Source organism: Streptomyces sp. SAS_270 (genome assembly GCF_052543295.1).
Window position 1 is genome coordinate 122447 of record NZ_JBMNDS010000013.1, and the last position, 17994, is coordinate 140440.

The following is a 17994-nucleotide window of genomic DNA, read 5'->3' on the forward strand; positions in this document are numbered from 1 at the left end:
GGCGCCGGCGGGCCTCCCCTTCACGAGCGGGCGGGGACCCGGCGGTACGTGGGCCGTGCCGGACCTGAGAGGGCCCCTTGAGCCAGAGTCGACATGTTCCGGTGATGCTCCAGCGGTGCCTGGACATGCTGGCGCCCGCGCTGGAGCGCCCGGGAGCCGTGGTCGTCGACTGCACCCTCGGCCTCGGCGGCCACAGTGAGGCGCTGCTCGCCCGGTTCCCCGAGGCCCGCCTCGTCGCCCTGGACCGGGACAAGGAGGCGCTGCGCCTCTCCGGTGAGCGGCTCGCCCCCTACGGCGACCGCGCCACGCTCGTCCACGCGGTCTACGACGAACTCCCCGACGTACTCGACCGCCTGGGCATCCCGCGCGTCGAGGGCATCCTGTTCGACCTCGGCGTCTCCTCCATGCAACTCGACGAGGCCGACCGCGGGTTCGCCTACGCGCAGGACGCCCCGCTCGACATGCGCATGGACCAGACGACCGGCATCAGCGCGGCCGAGGTGCTCAACACCTACCCGCCGGGCGAACTGGTGCGGATCCTGCGGGCGTACGGCGAGGAGAAGCAGGCCAAGCGGATCGTCTCCGCCGTCGTGCGCGAGCGCGAGAAGGAGCCCTTCAGCAACAGCGCGCGGCTCGTCGAACTGATCCGCGACTCCTTGCCGCAGGCCGCCAAGCGCACCGGCGGCAACCCCGCCAAGCGCACCTTCCAGGCGCTGCGCATCGAGGTCAACGGCGAACTGAGCGTCCTGGAGGCGGCGGTCCCCGCGGCCGTGAAGGCGCTCGCCGTCGGCGGCCGGATCGCCGTGCTGTCGTACCACTCCCTGGAGGACCGGCTGGTCAAGCAGGTGTTCGCGGCCGGCGCCGCCAACACCGCGCCGCCCGGTCTGCCGGTCGTGCCTGAGCGCTACCAGCCCCGGCTCAAGCTGCTGACGCGCGGTGCCGAACTTCCCACAGAGGAAGAGGTCGCCGAGAACCGCCGGGCGGCTCCCGCGCGGCTGCGGGCGGCGCAGCGCATCCGCGAGGACGCCGAGTGACGCACGAGAAGGGGGCCGGGTGAGGCACACGAAGGGGAGCGTGAGTGCGTCGGAAATCCAAACTCGGTCGGAAGCCCGGACTCGCGGGGAGGGCGTGTGAGTAGCAGACCCGAACTGAGGGGCAGGGCCGCCCGTCTCGCCCGCCTGCTTCCTGCGGGCGCGGGTCAGGCCGCCCGCACCCCCTTCGTTCTGCTCGTCGTGCTGCTGCTCGGCGGCGGGCTCATCGGTCTCCTGGTGCTGAACTCCGCACTGAGCGAAGGCGCGTTCCGCCTGGACGACCTCCAGAAGAACACCAAGAGCCTCACCGACGAGGAGCAGCAGCTCCAGCGGGACGTGGACGCCTACTCCGCGCCCGACGCCCTCCAGCGCCGCGCCCGCGAGCTGGGCATGATCCCGGGCGGCGACCCGGCCTTCCTCGACCCGGACGGCACCGTCAAGGGCGTGCCCGGAGCGGCCGCCCGGCAGACCTCGGTCCGTATCCCGCTCGTGCGCCCGCCCGAGGCCATCGCCACCGCACCGACCGCCACGCCCACGCCCACCCCGACGCCGACACCGACCGCGACACCGACGACGTCGAGCCCGGTGGACAGCGGCTTCGTCCCGCAGGCCACCACCGCCCCGCCCACGCAGCCCTCCCCGACCCCCGGCAGGTGACGGAAGTGTCCGACAGGGAACCGCCGCGCCGCCGTGTGCCCGGCCCCGCCAGGCCCGTACGTCCCGGGAGCCAGCGGCGCCCGGGCCCCGGTGTCCGCCCCGCCCGGCCCGTACGCCGCCCCGCCCCGCCCCGCCAGGCCGGCCCGACCGTCCTGCGGCTGGGCAGCCCCCGGCCGCGGCTGCGCATGGTCGGCCTCGCGCTCGCCCTGGTGATGGTCGCCTTCGTCGTACGGCTGCTCCAGGTGCAGGCCGTGGACGCGAGCACCTATGCCGCCAAGGCCCAGCAGAACCGGTACGTCGGCCGCACCCTGGCCGCCGAGCGCGGCGGCATCACGGACCGCGACGGCGTCGAACTCGCGACCAGCGTGGACGCGTACGACATCACGGCCGACCCCACGATGTTCACGGCCAAGGCCACCAAGACGTCGGACGCCCCTGAACAGGCCGCGGCGCTGCTCGCCCCGATCCTCGGCCAGGACGCGGACACGGTCGCCAGGAAGCTCCGGACGAAGCACACGCAGTACGTCCGGCTCGCCCGGCGCCTGACCCCGCAGGTCTGGAACCAGATCAAGGACCTCAAGAGCGCGCTCACCGCGAAGGCGGGCACGGACAAGACCACCGTCAACGTCCTCGCGGGCGTCTTCTCCGAGCCCACCACCAAGCGCGTGTACCCCAACAGCGACCTCGCCGCCGGGATACTGGGCTGGGTCAACGCCGACGGCAAGGGGGGCGGCGGGGTCGAGCAGCAGCTGGAGAAGGTGCTCTCCGGCAAGGACGGCAAGATCCGCTACGCCCAGTCCGGCGGCCGCCAGGTGCCGACCGCGGGCTCCACCGAGACACCCGCCGTGGCCGGCTCCGACGTCGAGCTGACCATCGACCGCGACATCCAGTGGGCCGCACAGAACGCCATCACCGACCAGGTGAAGAAGTCCAGGGCGGACCGCGGGTACGTGATAGTGCAGGACACCCGGACGGGCCAGATCCTCGCCATGGCCAACTCGCCCGGCTTCGACCCGAACGACCTCTCCCAGGCCAACTCGGCCGCCATGGGCAACGCCGCCCTCCAGGACGCCTTCGAGCCCGGCTCCACCGCCAAGGTCATGTCGATGGCGGCCGTACTGGAGGAGAACGTCGCCACGCCCGCCACGCACGTGGTCGTGCCCAACCGGCTGCACCGCGGCGACCGCCTCTTCCAGGACGACATCGACCACAAGACCTGGAACCTGACGCTCAACGGCGTCCTCGCCAAGTCCAGCAACATCGGCACCATCCTGGCGGCCGGCCAGCTCGGCAAGACGCAGCGGCAGGCGAACCAGGTCCTCTACTCCTACCTGCGCAAGTTCGGCATCGGCAGCGCCACCGGGCTCGGCTTCCCTGGCGAGACCCCGGGCATCCTCGCGCCCCCCGGCAAGTGGTCCACCTCGCAGCAGTACACGATTCCTTTCGGCCAGGGCGTGTCGATCAACGCGATGCAGGCGGCGTCCGTCTACTCGACGATCGCCAACGGCGGCGTACGGATCGAGCCCACCCTCGTGCGCGGCACGAAGGGGCCCGACGGACGCTTCACCCCGGCCGCGAAGCCCAAGAAGACAAGGGTCGTGAGCGAGAAGACGGCGAAGAACCTCGCCCAGATGCTGGAGTCCGTGGTGGACGACGAGGAGGGCACCGGCGCCAAGGCGCGCATCCCCGGCTACCGGGTCGCGGGCAAGACGGGTACGGCCAACCGCGTGGATCCGGCCACCGGCAAGTACCACGGCTACACCTCGTCGTTCGCCGGATTCGCGCCCGCGGACAAGCCGCGGATCACCGTCTACTGCGCGATCCAGAACGCCACCAAGGGCAACTACTTCGGCGGCCAGATCTGCGGCCCGATCTACAAGCAGGTCATGGAGTTCGCCCTGAAGACCCTCCAGGTCCCGCCCACCGGCGCGCAGCCCGCCAGACTGCCCGTCGACTTCACGCCCTGACCCAACCGCCGCCCCACGGCCCGATCGGCACCGCCCGGAAATGCCCTTACCACCCGGAACACCGACCAGGAACCAGCCCGTGACAACGATCACTCCCGACTCCGGGAACCATGGCTCGCCCAGCCCCTCGCTTCGCTCCGGCGGGGGTGCGCCCGGTACGCTCACCGCCGTGCCACACCCTGATCAGTCCCAAACCACCCAGAAGGGCGTTCCTGTGACATATCCGGGGTCGCCTCGACCGGTTCACGTCTCCGCCACACCCCTCGCGGAACTCGCCGATCAGCTGGAGGTCGCCGAACCGGGGAGCGCCGCCGGAGTCACGGGCATCACCCACGACTCCCGCGCCGTACGCCCCGGCGACGTGTACGCCGCCCTGCCCGGCGCCCGTCTGCACGGGGCCGACTTCGTGACGCAGGCCGCCGGCCTCGGCGCCGTCGCCGTGCTGACCGACCCGACCGGCGCCGAGCGCGCCGCCGCCACCGGTCTGCCCGTCCTCGTGGTCGACGACCCGCGCGGGCGGATGGGCGAACTGGCGGCCACCATCTACGGCCACCCAGGGCGTGACCTCCTCCAGATCGGCATCACCGGCACATCCGGCAAGACCACGACGGCGTACCTCGTCGAAGGCGGTCTCAAGACGGCCCGCTCCACCGGTCTCATCGGCACGGTGGAGACGCGCATCGGCGACGAGCGCATCAAGTCCGAGCGCACCACCCCCGAAGCCACCGACCTCCAGGCCCTGTTCGCGGTCATGCGCGAGCGCGGGGTGGAGGCGGTCGCCATGGAGGTCTCCAGCCATGCGCTGGTCCTCGGCCGCGTCGACGGCTGCGTCTTCGACATCGCCGTCTTCAGCAACCTCAGCCCGGAGCACATGGAGTTCCACTCCGACATGGAGGACTACTTCCGGGCCAAGGCTCAGCTGTTCACACCGCAGCGCAGCAGACTCGGCGTCGTCAACGTCGACGACGAGTACGGGCGCAGGCTCAGCAAGGAGGCCGGCGTCCCCGTCGTCACCTTCTCCGCCGAGGGCCATCCGGACGCCGACTGGCGCGCCGAGGACGTCGAAGTCGGCCCCATGGACTCGACGTTCACCGCGATCAGTCCCAAGGGGCAGCGGATCACGGCCCGCTCGCCGCTCGCGGGCCCCTTCAACGTCGCCAACACGCTCGCCGCGCTCGTCGCCCTCGCGGAGGCCGGGCTCGACCCGCAGGCCGCCGCCGACGGCATCGCCGCCGTGCCGGGCGTGCCGGGCCGCCTGGAGCGCGTGGACGCCGGACAGCCCTACCTCGCGGTGGTCGACTACGCCCACAAGACGGACGCGGTCGAATCGGTCCTGCGCGCCCTGCGCAAGGTCACCGAGGGCCGGCTGCACGTCGTGCTGGGCTGCGGCGGGGACCGCGACACGACCAAGCGGAAGCCGATGGGCGCCGCCGTGGCGCGCCTCGCCGACACCGCCGTACTGACATCGGACAACCCCCGCTCCGAGGACCCCCTCGCGATCCTCGCCACGATGCTCGCAGGCGCCGCCGAGGTGCCGGCGCACGAGCGCGGCGAGGTCCAGGTCTTCGAGGACCGGGCCGCCGCCATCGCGGCCGCCGTCGCCCGGGCACAGCCCGGTGACACCGTGCTGGTCGCCGGCAAGGGCCACGAGCAGGGGCAGGACATCGCCGGGGTGGTGCGTCCCTTCGACGACCGCCAGGTGCTTCGCGAAGCTATCCAGAAGACCCAGGGATGAACTTGTGATCGCCCTCTCTCTCGCCGAGATCGCCTCAGTCGTCGGCGGGCAGACGTACGACATACCGGATCCGGCGCTGCAGGTCACCGGACCCGTCGTCAGGGACTCCCGTGAGGTGGAGTCCGGCAGCCTCTTCGTCGCCTTCGCCGGCGAGCGCGTGGACGGCCACGACTTCGCACAAGCAGTCGTCGACGCGGGGGCGGTCGCCGTGCTGGCGTCCCGCCCCGTCGGCGTGCCCGCGATCGTCGTGGACGACGTGCAGACGGCACTCGGCGCCCTCGCGCGCCATGTCGTCGAGCGGCTCGGCGCGACCCTCGTGGCCCTGACCGGCTCCGCGGGCAAGACCAGCACCAAGGACCTGATCGCCCAGGTGCTGCGCCGCAAGGCGCCCACTGTTTTCACGCCCGGCTCGCTCAACAACGAGATCGGACTGCCGCTCACCGCGCTCAGCGCCACCGAGGAGACGAAGTTCCTCGTGCTGGAGATGGGCGCCCGCGGAGTCGGCCACATCCGCTACCTCGCGGATCTGACGCCCCCGAGGATCGGCCTCGTCCTCAACGTCGGCACCGCGCACATCGGCGAGTTCGGCGGCCGCGAGCAGATCGCGCAAGCGAAGGGTGAACTCGTCGAGGCGCTGCCCCCGTCGGACGAGGGCGGCGTCGCGATCCTCAATGCCGACGATTCCCTCGTACGCGCCATGGCATCCCGTACGAAGGCGAAGGTGATCCTTTTCGGCGAGAGCGACGAAGCGGACATACGCGCCGAGAACGTCGGACTCACGGACAGCGGACAGCCTTCCTTCAGGCTTCACACACCCTCCGGGTGCAGTGACGTGACCATGCGCCTGTACGGTGAGCACCACGTGTCGAACGCGCTCGCCGCGGCCGCCGTCGCCCATGAGCTGGGCATGTCCGCTGACGAGATCGCCGTCGCGCTCTCCGAGGCGGGATCCCTCTCCCGCTGGCGCATGGAGGTCACCGAGCGCCCGGACGGCGTGACAGTCGTCAACGACGCCTACAACGCGAACCCCGAGTCCATGCGAGCCGCCCTGCGCGCGCTCGCGGCGATGGGCAAGGGGCGGCGGACCTGGGCGGTGCTCGGCAAGATGGCCGAGCTCGGGGACGAGGCGCTCGCCGAGCACGACGCGGTCGGACGGCTCGCCGTCCGGCTCAACGTCAGCAAGCTCGTCGCGGTCGGGGGCAGGGAAGCGTCCTGGCTGCAACTGGGCGCATATAACGAGGGTTCGTGGGGTGAGGAGTCGGTGCACGTGTCCGACGCACAGGCGGCTGTCGACCTGTTGCGCAGCGAGCTGCGCCCAGGGGACGTCGTTCTCGTGAAGGCGTCCCGGTCGGTCGGGCTCGAGAGCGTCGCACAGGCGCTGCTCGAAACCGGTGCCGAGGGTGAGGTTGCCGCCCGATGATGAAGCAGATCCTGTTCGCAGGAGTCATTGGCCTCTTCCTGACCCTGATCGGCACACCGCTGCTGATCAAGTTCCTGGCCCGCAAGGGCTACGGCCAGTACATCCGCGACGACGGCCCGCGCGAGCACCACGCCAAGCGCGGCACGCCGACCATGGGTGGTATCGCCTTCATCCTCGCGACGATCATCGCGTACTTCGCGTCCAAGGTGATCACGGGTTACGCACCGACCTTCTCGGGTCTGCTGGTGCTCGGCCTGATGGCGGGCATGGGCCTGGTCGGCTTCCTCGACGACTACATCAAGATCGTCAAGCGGCGCTCGCTCGGTCTGCGGGCCAAGGCGAAGATGGCCGGCCAGCTGATCGTCGGTATCGGTTTCGCGGTGCTCTCGCTGCAGTTCGCGGACGCCCGCAACAACACCCCGGCCTCCACCAAGCTCTCCTTCGTGCAGGACTTCGGCTGGAGCATCGGCCCGGTGCTGTTCGTGATCTGGGCGCTGTTCATGATCCTCGCGATGTCGAACGGCGTGAACCTGACGGACGGTCTGGACGGCCTCGCCACCGGTGCCGCCACGATGGTCTTCGGCGCCTACACGTTCATCGGGGTCTGGCAGTTCCAGGAGTCCTGCGCCAACGCGCAGACCCTGACCAACCCCTCCGCCTGTTACGAGGTACGGGATCCACTCGACCTGGCGGTCGTCGCCTCCGCTCTGATGGGCGCCTGCTTCGGCTTCCTGTGGTGGAACACCTCGCCGGCCAAGATCTTCATGGGTGACACCGGTTCGCTGGCCCTGGGCGGCGCGCTCGCCGGTCTCGCGATCTGCTCCCGCACGGAGCTGCTGGTCGCGCTGCTCGGCGGTCTCTTCGTCCTGATCACCATGTCGGTGGTCATCCAGGTCGGCTCGTTCCGGATGACCGGCAAGCGTGTCTTCCGGATGGCGCCACTCCAGCACCACTTCGAACTGAAGGGGTGGTCCGAAGTCCTTGTCGTGGTCCGCTTCTGGATCATCCAGGGCATGTGCGTGATCGTCGGACTCGGTCTCTTCTACGCAGGATGGGCAGCCGACAAGTGACCAACTGGCAGGGCAAGCACGTCACCGTCGCGGGGCTCGGCGTCTCCGGCATCCCGGCGGCCAGGGTCCTGCACGGCCTCGGCGCGCTCGTCACGGTCGTCAACGACGGCGACGACGAGCGCACCCGGACGCAGGCCGCCGAACTGGAGGCGCTCGGCGTCACCGTGCGCCTCGGTGACGGAGCGACCCTGCCGGAAGGCACCGAGCTCATCGTGACCGCGCCCGGCTGGCAGCCGGACAAGCCGCTGTTCGCCGCGGCCGCCGCGGCGGACGTCCCCGTCTGGGGCGACGTGGAGCTGGCCTGGCGGCTGCGCGACCAGGACGGCAGAAAGCCGGCCCCCTGGCTCGCCGTCACCGGCACCAACGGCAAGACGACCACCGTGCAGATGCTCGCCTCGATCCTGAGGGCGGCCGGGCTGCGCACGGCAGCCGTCGGCAACATCGGCGTCTCGCTGCTCGACGCGGTGCTCGGCGAGGAGACGTACGACGTCCTCGCGGTGGAGCTGTCCAGCTACCAGCTGCACTGGGCGCCGTCCCTGCGCGCCCACTCCGCGACCGTCCTCAACCTCGCCCCCGACCACCTCGACTGGCACGGCTCCATGGAGGCGTACGCCGCCGACAAGGGCCGCATCTACGAGGGCAATCAGGTCGCCTGCGTCTACAACGTGGCCGACAAGGCCACCGAGGAGCTGGTGCGCGGGGCGGACGTCGAGGAGGGCTGCCGGGCGATCGGCTTCACCCTCGCGGCGCCGGCACCCTCCCAACTCGGCGTCGTGGACGGCATCCTCGTCGACCGCGCCTTCGTCGAGAACCGGCAGAAGAACGCCCAGGAACTCGCCGACGTCTCCGACGTCAACCCGCCCGCCCCGCACAACATCGCCAACGCCCTTGCGGCGGCGGCCCTCGCACGCGCCTTCGGGGTGCCTCCCCAGGCCGTACGGGACGGGCTGCGGGCCTTCCGGCCGGACGCGCACCGCATCGCGCACGTCGCGGACGTGGACGGTGTGGCGTACATCGACGACTCCAAGGCCACCAACACCCATGCGGCGGAAGCCTCGTTGGCGGCGTACGAGTCGATCGTGTGGATCGCGGGCGGGCTCGCCAAGGGCGCGACCTTCGACGAGCTGGTCGCCAAGTCGGCAAAGCGACTTCGAGGGGCCGTACTGATCGGCGCCGACCGTGCGCTGATCCGCGAAGCACTCGCGCGACACGCGCCCGAAGTACCGGTCGTCGACCTCGACCGGACCGACACTGGGGCGATGCTCGCGGCCGTTCAGGAGGCCGCACGGCTCTCCGAGCCGGGGGACACCGTTCTGCTGGCGCCGGCCTGTGCGTCCATGGACATGTTCACCAACTACAACAAGCGCGGTGACGCTTTCGCGGAGGCGGTTCGCGAACTCGGCGCCGCGAGCGCCTGACGGCGGATCCGGCCGGCCGGGCGCCCGGGACCCTTGGGAGCGACGCGTGACGCCATCGTGGTCGGTGCTTGTGCGGCGGCTTTCCGCCCGCGGTACGACGGGAGCCGTCGATGCCCGGTAGCCGTACGGGGCGTCCCCCCGTCCAGCGCGCCCCCGGCCGTCCTCCGGCCGCCCGCTCCCGGCGCGACAACCCGCTGCTGCGGCTCTACACCCGTGCCCAGAAGGCCTGGGACCGGCCGCTGACGGCCTACTACCTGGTCCTCGGCAGCAGCCTGCTGATCACCGTGCTGGGCCTGGTGATGGTCTACTCCGCGTCGCAGATCACCGCGCTGCAGATGTCGCTGCCGGGGTCGTATTTCTTCCGCAAACAGTTCCTGGCGGCCGCGATCGGCGGCGCGCTGCTGCTGGCGGCCTCCCGGATGCCCGTACGGCTGCACCGGGCGCTGGCCTATCCGATGCTCGCCGGATCCGTCTTCCTGATGGTCCTGGTGCAGGTGCCGGGGATAGGACGGGCGGTCAACGGCAACCAGAACTGGATCTCCGTCGGTGGCCCCTTCCAGCTCCAGCCCAGCGAGTTCGGCAAGCTCGCGCTGGTGCTGTGGGGCGCCGATCTGCTCGCCCGCAAACAGGACAAGAACCTCCTCGCCCAGTGGAAGCACATGCTGGTGCCGATCGTTCCGGTGACCTTCATGCTGCTCGGGCTCATCATGCTCGGCGGCGACATGGGCACCGCGATCATCCTGACCGCGATCCTGTTCGGCCTGCTGTGGCTGGCGGGCGCCCCCACCCGGCTGTTCGTCGGCGTGCTCTCCGTCGCCGCCACCCTCGGTGTGATCCTCATCAAGACCAGCCCCAACCGCATGGCCCGGTTCGCCTGCATCGGCGCCACCGAGCCCGGCACCGGGGCCAACTCCTGCTGGCAGGCCGTGCACGGCATCTACGCCCTCGCCTCCGGCGGGATCTTCGGCTCCGGGCTCGGCGCGAGTGTGGAGAAATGGGGCCAACTCCCCGAAGCGCACACCGACTTCATCTTCGCCGTCACCGGGGAGGAACTGGGCCTGGCGGGGACGCTGTCGGTGCTCGCCCTCTTCGCGGCCCTAGGCTATGCGGGTATCCGCGTGGCCGGACGCACGGAGGACCCCTTCGTGAGGTACGCCGCGGGAGGCGTGACCACGTGGATCACGGCCCAGGCCGTGATCAACATCGGCGCGGTGCTCGGTCTGCTGCCGATCGCCGGAGTCCCGCTCCCGCTGTTCTCCTACGGGGGTTCGGCCCTGCTGCCGACCATGTTCGCCGTCGGGCTGCTGATCGCCTTCGCACGCGATGAGCCCGGGGCGCGGGCCGCGCTTGCCATGCGGCAACCCCGCTTTGGTAGAAAGCGTGCTGCGGTGAGAGGCTCCGCGGGGGCCGCGGGGCCTCGGAGATGGAACACGATGCGACGGCGTGCCGCGGCGCGCTCGTCCGGAGAGCGGTGAATTTCGGTGCATGTCGTACTCGCCGGTGGGGGGACCGCCGGCCACATCGAGCCCGCGCTCGCCCTCGCGGACGCCCTGCGCAGGCAGGACCCGAGCGTGGGGATCACGGCCCTGGGCACGGAGAAGGGGCTTGAGACCCGGCTCGTACCGGAGCGGGGCTACGAACTCGCGCTGATCCCCGCCGTACCGCTGCCACGCAAGCCCACCCCCGAGCTGATCACCGTCCCCGGGCGGCTGCGCGGCACGATCAAGGCCGCCGAGCAGATCCTGGAGCGCACCAAGGCGGACGCGGTCGTGGGCTTCGGCGGCTATGTGGCGCTGCCCGGCTACCTCGCGGCCAAGCGCCTCGGCGTGCCGATCATCATCCACGAGGCCAACGCGCGGCCCGGCCTCGCCAACAAGATCGGCTCGCGCTACGCGGCCAAGGTCGCCGTCTCCACCCCGGACAGCAAGCTGCGCGACGCCCGCTACATCGGCATCCCGCTGCGCCGCACCATCGCCACCCTCGACCGGGCCGCCGTACGCCCCGAGGCCCGCGCCGCCTTCGGGCTCGACCCCGCGCTGCCGACCCTGCTGGTCTCCGGCGGCTCGCAGGGCGCCCGGCGCCTCAACGAGGTGGTCCAGCAGGTCGCCCCACTGCTCCAGCAGGCCGGCATCCAGATCCTGCACGCGGTCGGCCCGAAGAACGAACTGCCGCACGTCCAGCAGATGCCGGGGATGCCCCCGTACATCCCGGTACCGTACGTGGACCGGATGGACCTCGCGTACGCCGCGGCCGACATGATGCTCTGCCGCGCGGGCGCGATGACCGTCGCCGAACTCTCCGCCGTCGGGCTCCCGGCCGCCTACGTCCCGCTGCCCATCGGCAACGGCGAACAGCGGCTGAACGCCCAGCCGGTGGTCAAGGCCGGCGGCGGACTGCTCGTCGACGACGCGGAACTGACGACCCAGTGGGTCATGAACAACGTCCTGCCCGTGCTCGCCGACCCGCACCGGCTGTACGAGATGTCCCGCGCCGCCAGCGAGTTCGGCCGCCGGGACGCCGACGACCTGCTCGTCGGCATGGTGTACGAGGCGATCGCCGCGCGGCACCGTTAGGGACGCACCAGGAGAGGCAGGGAGCGTGGCCGGACCGACGACCGCCGAGCGCGGCGAACGGCAGAAGCTGGAGTCCGGCCCGCCCCGGCCGCCCCGTCGCGGGTGGCCGCCCCGCCCCCGTACGCTCATCGTTGTGCTCGTCGCGGTGGTACTGCTCGGGGCGGGCGCCACCTGGCTGCTCTACGGCTCGAAGTGGCTGCGCGTGGAGCACGTATCCGTTTCCGGGGCACGGGTCCTGACGGCGCAGCAGGTGCGGGAAGCGGCCGACGTACCGGTCGGATCTCCGCTGATTTCCGTCGACACCGATGCCATTGAGCAACGGCTGCGCCGGAAATTGCCCCGAATTGACTCGGTTGATGTCGTCCGTTCCTGGCCGCATGGAATCGGGCTGAAAGTGACCGAACGCACTCCGGTTCTGGTGGTCGAAAAAGGCGCAAAGTTCGTCGAAGTGGACGCGAAAGGCGTGCGATTCGCCACGGTTTCGGAGGCCCCGAAGGGCGTACCCACTCTGGAATTGACCGTGTCCGGGTCGGCGGGCCTGCGCCGCTTCCCCGTCGGCCGTCTGGTGCGCGAGGCCGTGGGGGTGGCCGCCGACATTCCGGCCGCCGTCGCCCGCGACACCCGGGTCGTCAAGGTGCGTTCGTACGACGCCATCTCGCTGGAGTTGAAGGGCGGTCGTACCGTCGCGTGGGGGAGCGGCGAGAAGGGTGGACTGAAGGGCCGAACGCTCACGGCTCTGATGAAAGCCGCTCCCGGGGCCCGGCACTTCGACGTGAGTGTTCCCACCGCCCCTGCGTCATCCGGGAGTTGACGCACATCCGCGCAGGCCAGCACCCTGGTTGGGCAGTGCTACGCCTGATCACATAGGGTGAAAAGAAAAACGGGAGGTTCGGCGTGTTCGTTGAACGTGCGCCACTTGTCGACTTAGTGTCCTGTTCGGAAGAGTCCAAGGAACAGACACACTGGTAACCCTAAACTTCAGCGTTAGGGTTCGGGTCGGCGTTCGGACCGTCCCATTCGGCATCAGTCGTCGGATCGCGAGAGTGCGAGGCGACGACACGTAACTCGAGGCGAGAGGCCTTCGACGTGGCAGCACCGCAGAACTACCTCGCAGTCATCAAAGTCATCGGTGTCGGCGGCGGTGGTGTCAATGCCATCAACCGGATGATCGAGGTCGGTCTCAAGGGCGTCGAGTTCATCGCCATCAACACCGACGCGCAAGCTCTGTTGATGAGCGACGCCGACGTCAAGCTCGACGTCGGCCGCGAACTCACCCGCGGACTCGGCGCCGGAGCCAACCCGGCCGTCGGCCGCAAGGCCGCCGAGGACCACCGCGAGGAGATCGAGGAGGTCCTCAAGGGGGCCGACATGGTCTTCGTGACGGCCGGCGAAGGCGGCGGCACCGGCACCGGCGGCGCACCCGTCGTCGCCAACATCGCCCGTACGCTCGGCGCCCTGACGATCGGTGTGGTCACCCGGCCGTTCACCTTCGAGGGCCGCCGTCGCGCGAACCAGGCCGAGGACGGCATCGCGGAACTCCGCGAAGAGGTCGACACCCTCATCGTCATCCCCAACGACCGGCTGCTGTCCATCTCGGACCGCCAGGTCTCGGTCCTCGACGCGTTCAAGTCGGCGGACCAGGTCCTGCTCTCCGGTGTCCAGGGCATCACCGATCTCATCACCACGCCCGGCCTGATCAACCTGGACTTCGCCGACGTCAAGTCGGTCATGTCCGAGGCGGGTTCGGCGCTGATGGGCATCGGCTCGGCCCGCGGCGACGACCGCGCGGTGGCGGCCGCGGAGATGGCGATCTCCTCGCCGCTCCTCGAAGCCTCCATCGACGGCGCCCGCGGCGTCCTGCTCTCCATCTCCGGCGGCTCCGACCTCGGCCTGTTCGAGATCAACGAAGCCGCCCAGCTGGTGAGCGAGGCCGCACACCCCGAGGCCAACATCATCTTCGGCGCGGTCATCGACGACGCCCTCGGCGACGAGGTGCGCGTCACCGTCATCGCCGCCGGCTTCGACGGCGGCCAGCCGCCGGCCAAGCGGGACACCGTCCTCGGCTCGTCCTCCGCGAAGCGCGAGGAACCGACCCCGGTACGGTCTTCCGACAGCCGTCCGTCCTTCGGCTCGCTCGGCAGCGTCACCCCGCGCGAGTCCGCACCCGAGCCCGCCGCGGAGCCGGTGAACGAACTGCCGGTCTCCCCGCCGGTCCCGCCGTCCCGGTCCTACTCGGACAGCGCGGCCGAAGAGCTGGACGTGCCGGACTTCCTGAAGTGATAGGACAGCGCTTCACGACGAACACAGCGGGCGGCGCCCACTTCGCCTTCACCGACCGGTGGGGCGGGGTGAGCGCCGTTCCGTACGAGGAGCTCAACCTCGGCGGAGCGGTCGGCGACGCCCCCGACGCCGTACGCACCAACCGTGAACTGGCCGCGAAGTCCCTGGGGCTCGACCCGCAGCGGGTGGTGTGGATGAACCAGGTGCACGGGCCGGAGGTGGCCGTGGTCGACGCACCCTGGGGAGCGTCACCGGTGCCCTCGGTCGACGCGGTCGTCACCGCGCGCCGGGGGCTCGCCCTCGCCGTGCTGACCGCGGACTGCACGCCGGTGCTGCTCGCCGACCCGGTCGCGGGGGTCGCGGCCGCCGCTCACGCGGGCCGGCCCGGCATGATCGCCGGGGTCGTCCCCGCCGCCGTCGAGGCGATGGTGGAGCTCGGCGCCGAACCGTCCCGGATCGTCGCCCGTACCGGCCCCGCCGTCTGCGGCCGGTGCTACGAGGTGCCGGACGCGATGCGCGCCGAGGTCGCTGCGGTGGAACCGGCGGCGTACGCCGAGACGAGTTGGGGCACTCCCGCCGTCGACGTGAGCGCCGGAGTGCACGCGCAGCTGGAACGGCTGGGGGTGCACGACCGGGAGCAGTCGCCGGTGTGCACGCTCGAATCCGGTGACCACTTCTCGTACCGTCGCGACCGCACCACCGGGCGGCTCGCGGGGTATGTCTGGCTGGACTGATGGGGCATGACGGACCGTAAGGCTCAACTCGCCGAAAACCTGGCGAAAGTGGAAGAGCGCATCGCGGCGGCCTGTGCGGCCGCCGGGCGCAAGCGTGAAGAGGTGACCCTGATCGTGGTCACCAAGACCTACCCCGCGAGCGATGTGCGGATGCTGTCGGAACTCGGTGTGCGCCATGTCGCCGAGAACAAGGACCAGGATGCGGCGCCCAAGGCCGCGGAATGCTCGGATCTGCCGCTCTCGTGGCATTTTGTCGGTCAGTTGCAGACCAACAAGGTGCGCTCCGTGGTCGGTTACGCGGATCTCGTGCAGTCCGTCGACCGTTCCCGGCTCGTCACCGCTCTGTCCAAGGAGGCGGTGCGGGCCGAGCGCGAGGTGGGCTGCCTCATCCAGGTCGCGCTGGACGCGGAGGACGACGGCCGGGGTGAGCGAGGAGGCGTGGGGGCCGGGGGAGTCGAGGAGTTGGGCGAGCTGGTCGCGGGGGCTCCGGGGCTCCGGCTCGACGGGCTGATGACCGTCGCGCCGCTTACCGGAGAGTACGCGGGGCGCCAACAGGCGGCGTTCGAGCGGCTGATGGATTTGTCGACTGTCCTGCGCCGCGCTCATCCGGCTGCGAACATGGTCTCGGCAGGGATGAGTGCGGACCTCGAACAGGCCGTGGCGGCCGGAGCGACACATGTGCGCGTCGGTACGGCGGTACTCGGAGTCCGACCCAGGCTCGGGTAACGTCGCCAAGAAGTCGGACCACAGCAGAAAATATGGTCATTACCGCTGATAGGCGGGCATAAACGACCTCGTGGATCGCAGGCACTTGGCAAGTCGTCAGCCGATCCACCACAGAGCGGAGGACTCAGAGCATGGCCGGCGCGATGCGCAAGATGGCGGTCTACCTCGGCCTCGTGGAGGACGATGGGTACGACGGCAGGGGATTCGACCCCGACGACGACTTCGAGCCCGAGCTCGACCCCGAACCCGAGCGCGACCACCGGCGGCACGAGCCGCCTCGCCAGTCGCACCAGGCACATCAGTCCCAACGGGACGAATCGGTACGAGTGGTGCAACCACCGGTGCAACGCGACCCGGTCTCGCATTCCGCTTCGCTTCCCGCGGAATCCGGGCGTCCGGCGCGAATCGCCCCCGTGGCGTCCATCACACAAGAACGTCAGAGTCTCGAGAAGAACGCACCGGTGATCATGCCCAAGGTCGTGTCCGAACGAGAGCCGTACCGGATCACCACACTTCACCCTCGGACCTACAACGAGGCCCGTACCATCGGGGAACACTTCCGTGAGGGCACCCCCGTGATCATGAATCTCACGGAGATGGACGACACGGATGCGAAGCGACTTGTCGACTTTGCCGCCGGTCTCGTCTTCGGCCTGCACGGCAGCATCGAGCGGGTGACGCAGAAGGTGTTCCTGTTGTCGCCTGCTAACGTCGATGTCACGGCGGAGGACAAGGCTCGCATCGCAGAGGGCGGGTTCTTCAACCAGAGCTGAGACGCACGACCGGAAAAGCACGGAAACAGGGGAGAGGGAAGCACGGATCATGAGCGTGTTCGCGCAGGTGCTCTACGTCGCGCTGATGTGTTTCCTCATCGTGCTGATCTTCCGGCTGGTCATGGACTACGTCTTCCAGTTCGCCCGCTCATGGCAACCCGGCAAGGCGATGGTGGTCGTTCTGGAGGCCACCTACACTGTCACCGATCCACCGCTCAAGCTTCTGCGGCGGTTCATTCCGCCGCTGCGTCTCGGGGGCGTGGCGCTCGACCTGTCCTTCTTCGTACTGATGATCATCGTCTACATCCTGATCTCCGTCGTGAGCCGGCTGTGAACGATACGGTCTTGCCGAACGCCGATGATGCCGACGACTACGTTGAGGTGAAGAGATGCCGTTGACCCCCGAGGACGTGCGGAACAAGCAGTTCACGACCGTCCGCCTCCGAGAAGGCTATGACGAGGACGAGGTCGATGCCTTCCTCGATGAGGTCGAAGCCGAACTGACCCGCCTGCTCCGCGAGAACGAGGACCTGCGCGCCAAGCTGGCCGCGGCCACGCGCGCCGCTGCCCAGAACCAGCAGCAGGGCATGCGCAAGCCGCCCGAACAGCAGGACCCGCAACAGCAGCAGGGACCGCCGCAGGGTATGCGCGGTCCCGGTGCTCCGGTGCCCGCCGGGATATCGGGCCCGCCGCAGCAGCAGATGGGCGGCCCCATGGGTGGCCCGCCCCAGCTGCCGAGCGGTGCGCCGCAGCTTCCCGCCGGCCCCAGCGCCCAGGGCGGCCCGCAGGGTCCCGGCCCGATGGGCCAGGGTCCGATGGGTCAGGGCCCGATGGGCCAAGGCCCCATGGGACAGGGTCCGATGGGTCAGGGTCCCGGCCAGATGCAGCCGCAGATGCAGCAGCAGATGGGTGGCCCGATGGGCGGACCCATGGGTGGCCCCATGGGCGGTCACGGCCCGCAGATGCCGCAGCAGGGCCCCGGTGGCGACAGCGCCGCCCGTGTCCTCTCGCTGGCTCAGCAGACCGCCGACCAGGCGATCGCGGAGGCCCGCTCCGAGGCCAACAAGATCGTCGGCGAGGCCCGCAGCCGCGCCGAGGGTCTGGAGCGCGACGCGCGTGCCAAGGCCGACGCGCTGGAGCGGGACGCGCAGGAGAAGCACCGCGTCGCGATGGGCTCCCTGGAGTCCGCCCGCGCCACGCTGGAGCGCAAGGTCGAGGACCTGCGCGGCTTCGAGCGCGAGTACCGCACGCGTCTGAAGTCCTACCTGGAGTCCCAGCTGCGTCAGCTGGAGACGCAGGCGGACGACTCGCTCGCCCCGCCGCGCACTCCGGCCACGGCCTCCCTGCCGTCGTCCTCCGCGCCCTCGATGGCCCCGGCCGGCGCGAGCGCGCCGTCCTACGGCGGCAACCAGGGCATGGGTGGGGCACCGGCACCGGCCGCGCCCTCCTACGGTGGTCAGCAGCAGATGTCGCCCGCGATGACCCAGCCGATGGCACCGGTACGGCCGCAGGGCCCGTCGCCGATGCAGCAGGCTCCCTCGCCGATGCGTGGGTTCCTCATCGACGAGGACGACAACTGACGGCCTGTAGTACGCCTTAGGCGTCGGCAG

Annotated in this window: 16 protein-coding genes; all 16 read left to right on the top strand. The window is 70.3% G+C overall.

Annotated features, from left to right (window positions below):
- The first annotated feature begins 77 nt into the window (after window positions 1-77).
- The 16 genes from rsmH to ACN6LB_RS12230 all read left to right on the top strand — a co-directional run bounded on the left by rsmH (window position 78) and on the right by ACN6LB_RS12230 (window position 17964).
- Window positions 78-1034, top strand: coding sequence for a 16S rRNA (cytosine(1402)-N(4))-methyltransferase RsmH (gene rsmH, locus ACN6LB_RS12155; protein WP_356138161.1), 957 nt, complete (start codon window positions 78-80; stop codon window positions 1032-1034).
- 96 nt (window positions 1035-1130) lie between these two features.
- Entirely contained in the window at window positions 1131-1688 is a 558-nt protein-coding gene (locus ACN6LB_RS12160; protein ID WP_445025817.1) for a septum formation initiator family protein, read from the top strand.
- A 5-nt stretch (window positions 1689-1693) separates the two neighbouring features.
- A complete protein-coding gene (locus tag ACN6LB_RS12165; protein ID WP_445025818.1) occupies window positions 1694-3655 on the top strand; it encodes a peptidoglycan D,D-transpeptidase FtsI family protein in 1962 nt (653 codons plus the stop codon).
- Window positions 3656-3869: 214 nt separating this feature from the next.
- Window positions 3870-5390: a UDP-N-acetylmuramoyl-L-alanyl-D-glutamate--2,6-diaminopimelate ligase gene (locus tag ACN6LB_RS12170; RefSeq protein WP_445025819.1), complete on the top strand. Its 1521-nt coding sequence runs from the start codon at window positions 3870-3872 to the stop codon at window positions 5388-5390.
- Window positions 5391-5394: 4 nt separating this feature from the next.
- A complete protein-coding gene (locus ACN6LB_RS12175) occupies window positions 5395-6810 on the top strand; it encodes a UDP-N-acetylmuramoyl-tripeptide--D-alanyl-D-alanine ligase (protein ID WP_445025820.1) in 1416 nt (471 codons plus the stop codon).
- Window positions 6807-7880 (top strand): phospho-N-acetylmuramoyl-pentapeptide-transferase, encoded by a 1074-nt coding sequence (gene mraY, locus ACN6LB_RS12180; protein WP_445025821.1) that lies wholly within the window; start codon window positions 6807-6809, stop codon window positions 7878-7880. Before ACN6LB_RS12175 ends, mraY begins: the two co-directional genes overlap by 4 nt.
- The gene (gene murD, locus ACN6LB_RS12185; protein WP_445025822.1) at window positions 7862-9298 is read left to right on the top strand and encodes a UDP-N-acetylmuramoyl-L-alanine--D-glutamate ligase; all 1437 of its coding nucleotides are present in this window, start codon (window positions 7862-7864) and stop codon (window positions 9296-9298) included. The genes mraY and murD overlap by 19 nt, the downstream gene beginning before the upstream one ends.
- Before the next feature lie 110 nt (window positions 9299-9408).
- A complete protein-coding gene (gene ftsW, locus ACN6LB_RS12190; protein WP_445025823.1) occupies window positions 9409-10773 on the top strand; it encodes a putative lipid II flippase FtsW in 1365 nt (454 codons plus the stop codon).
- Between the two features lie 6 nt (window positions 10774-10779).
- Window positions 10780-11871: an undecaprenyldiphospho-muramoylpentapeptide beta-N-acetylglucosaminyltransferase gene (murG, locus tag ACN6LB_RS12195; RefSeq protein ID WP_356138144.1), complete on the top strand. Its 1092-nt coding sequence runs from the start codon at window positions 10780-10782 to the stop codon at window positions 11869-11871.
- A 25-nt stretch (window positions 11872-11896) separates the two neighbouring features.
- Complete coding sequence (locus ACN6LB_RS12200; protein ID WP_445025824.1) at window positions 11897-12682, top strand: cell division protein FtsQ/DivIB; 786 nt, start codon at window positions 11897-11899, stop codon at window positions 12680-12682.
- A 275-nt stretch (window positions 12683-12957) separates the two neighbouring features.
- Window positions 12958-14151: a cell division protein FtsZ gene (ftsZ, locus tag ACN6LB_RS12205; protein WP_356138140.1), complete on the top strand. Its 1194-nt coding sequence runs from the start codon at window positions 12958-12960 to the stop codon at window positions 14149-14151.
- Window positions 14148-14885, top strand: a complete 738-nt coding sequence (pgeF, locus tag ACN6LB_RS12210) for a peptidoglycan editing factor PgeF (RefSeq protein WP_445025825.1) — start codon at window positions 14148-14150, stop codon at window positions 14883-14885. The genes ftsZ and pgeF overlap by 4 nt, the downstream gene beginning before the upstream one ends.
- A 6-nt stretch (window positions 14886-14891) precedes the next feature.
- Window positions 14892-15611 (top strand): YggS family pyridoxal phosphate-dependent enzyme, encoded by a 720-nt coding sequence (locus ACN6LB_RS12215; protein ID WP_445025826.1) that lies wholly within the window; start codon window positions 14892-14894, stop codon window positions 15609-15611.
- Between the two features lie 131 nt (window positions 15612-15742).
- Complete coding sequence (locus ACN6LB_RS12220; RefSeq protein ID WP_356138134.1) at window positions 15743-16384, top strand: cell division protein SepF; 642 nt, start codon at window positions 15743-15745, stop codon at window positions 16382-16384.
- 49 nt (window positions 16385-16433) lie between these two features.
- Window positions 16434-16718, top strand: a complete 285-nt coding sequence (locus ACN6LB_RS12225; protein ID WP_356138132.1) for a YggT family protein — start codon at window positions 16434-16436, stop codon at window positions 16716-16718.
- A gap of 55 nt (window positions 16719-16773) precedes the next feature.
- A complete protein-coding gene (locus ACN6LB_RS12230; protein WP_356138130.1) occupies window positions 16774-17964 on the top strand; it encodes a DivIVA domain-containing protein in 1191 nt (396 codons plus the stop codon).
- Window positions 17965-17994 lie beyond the last annotated feature (30 nt).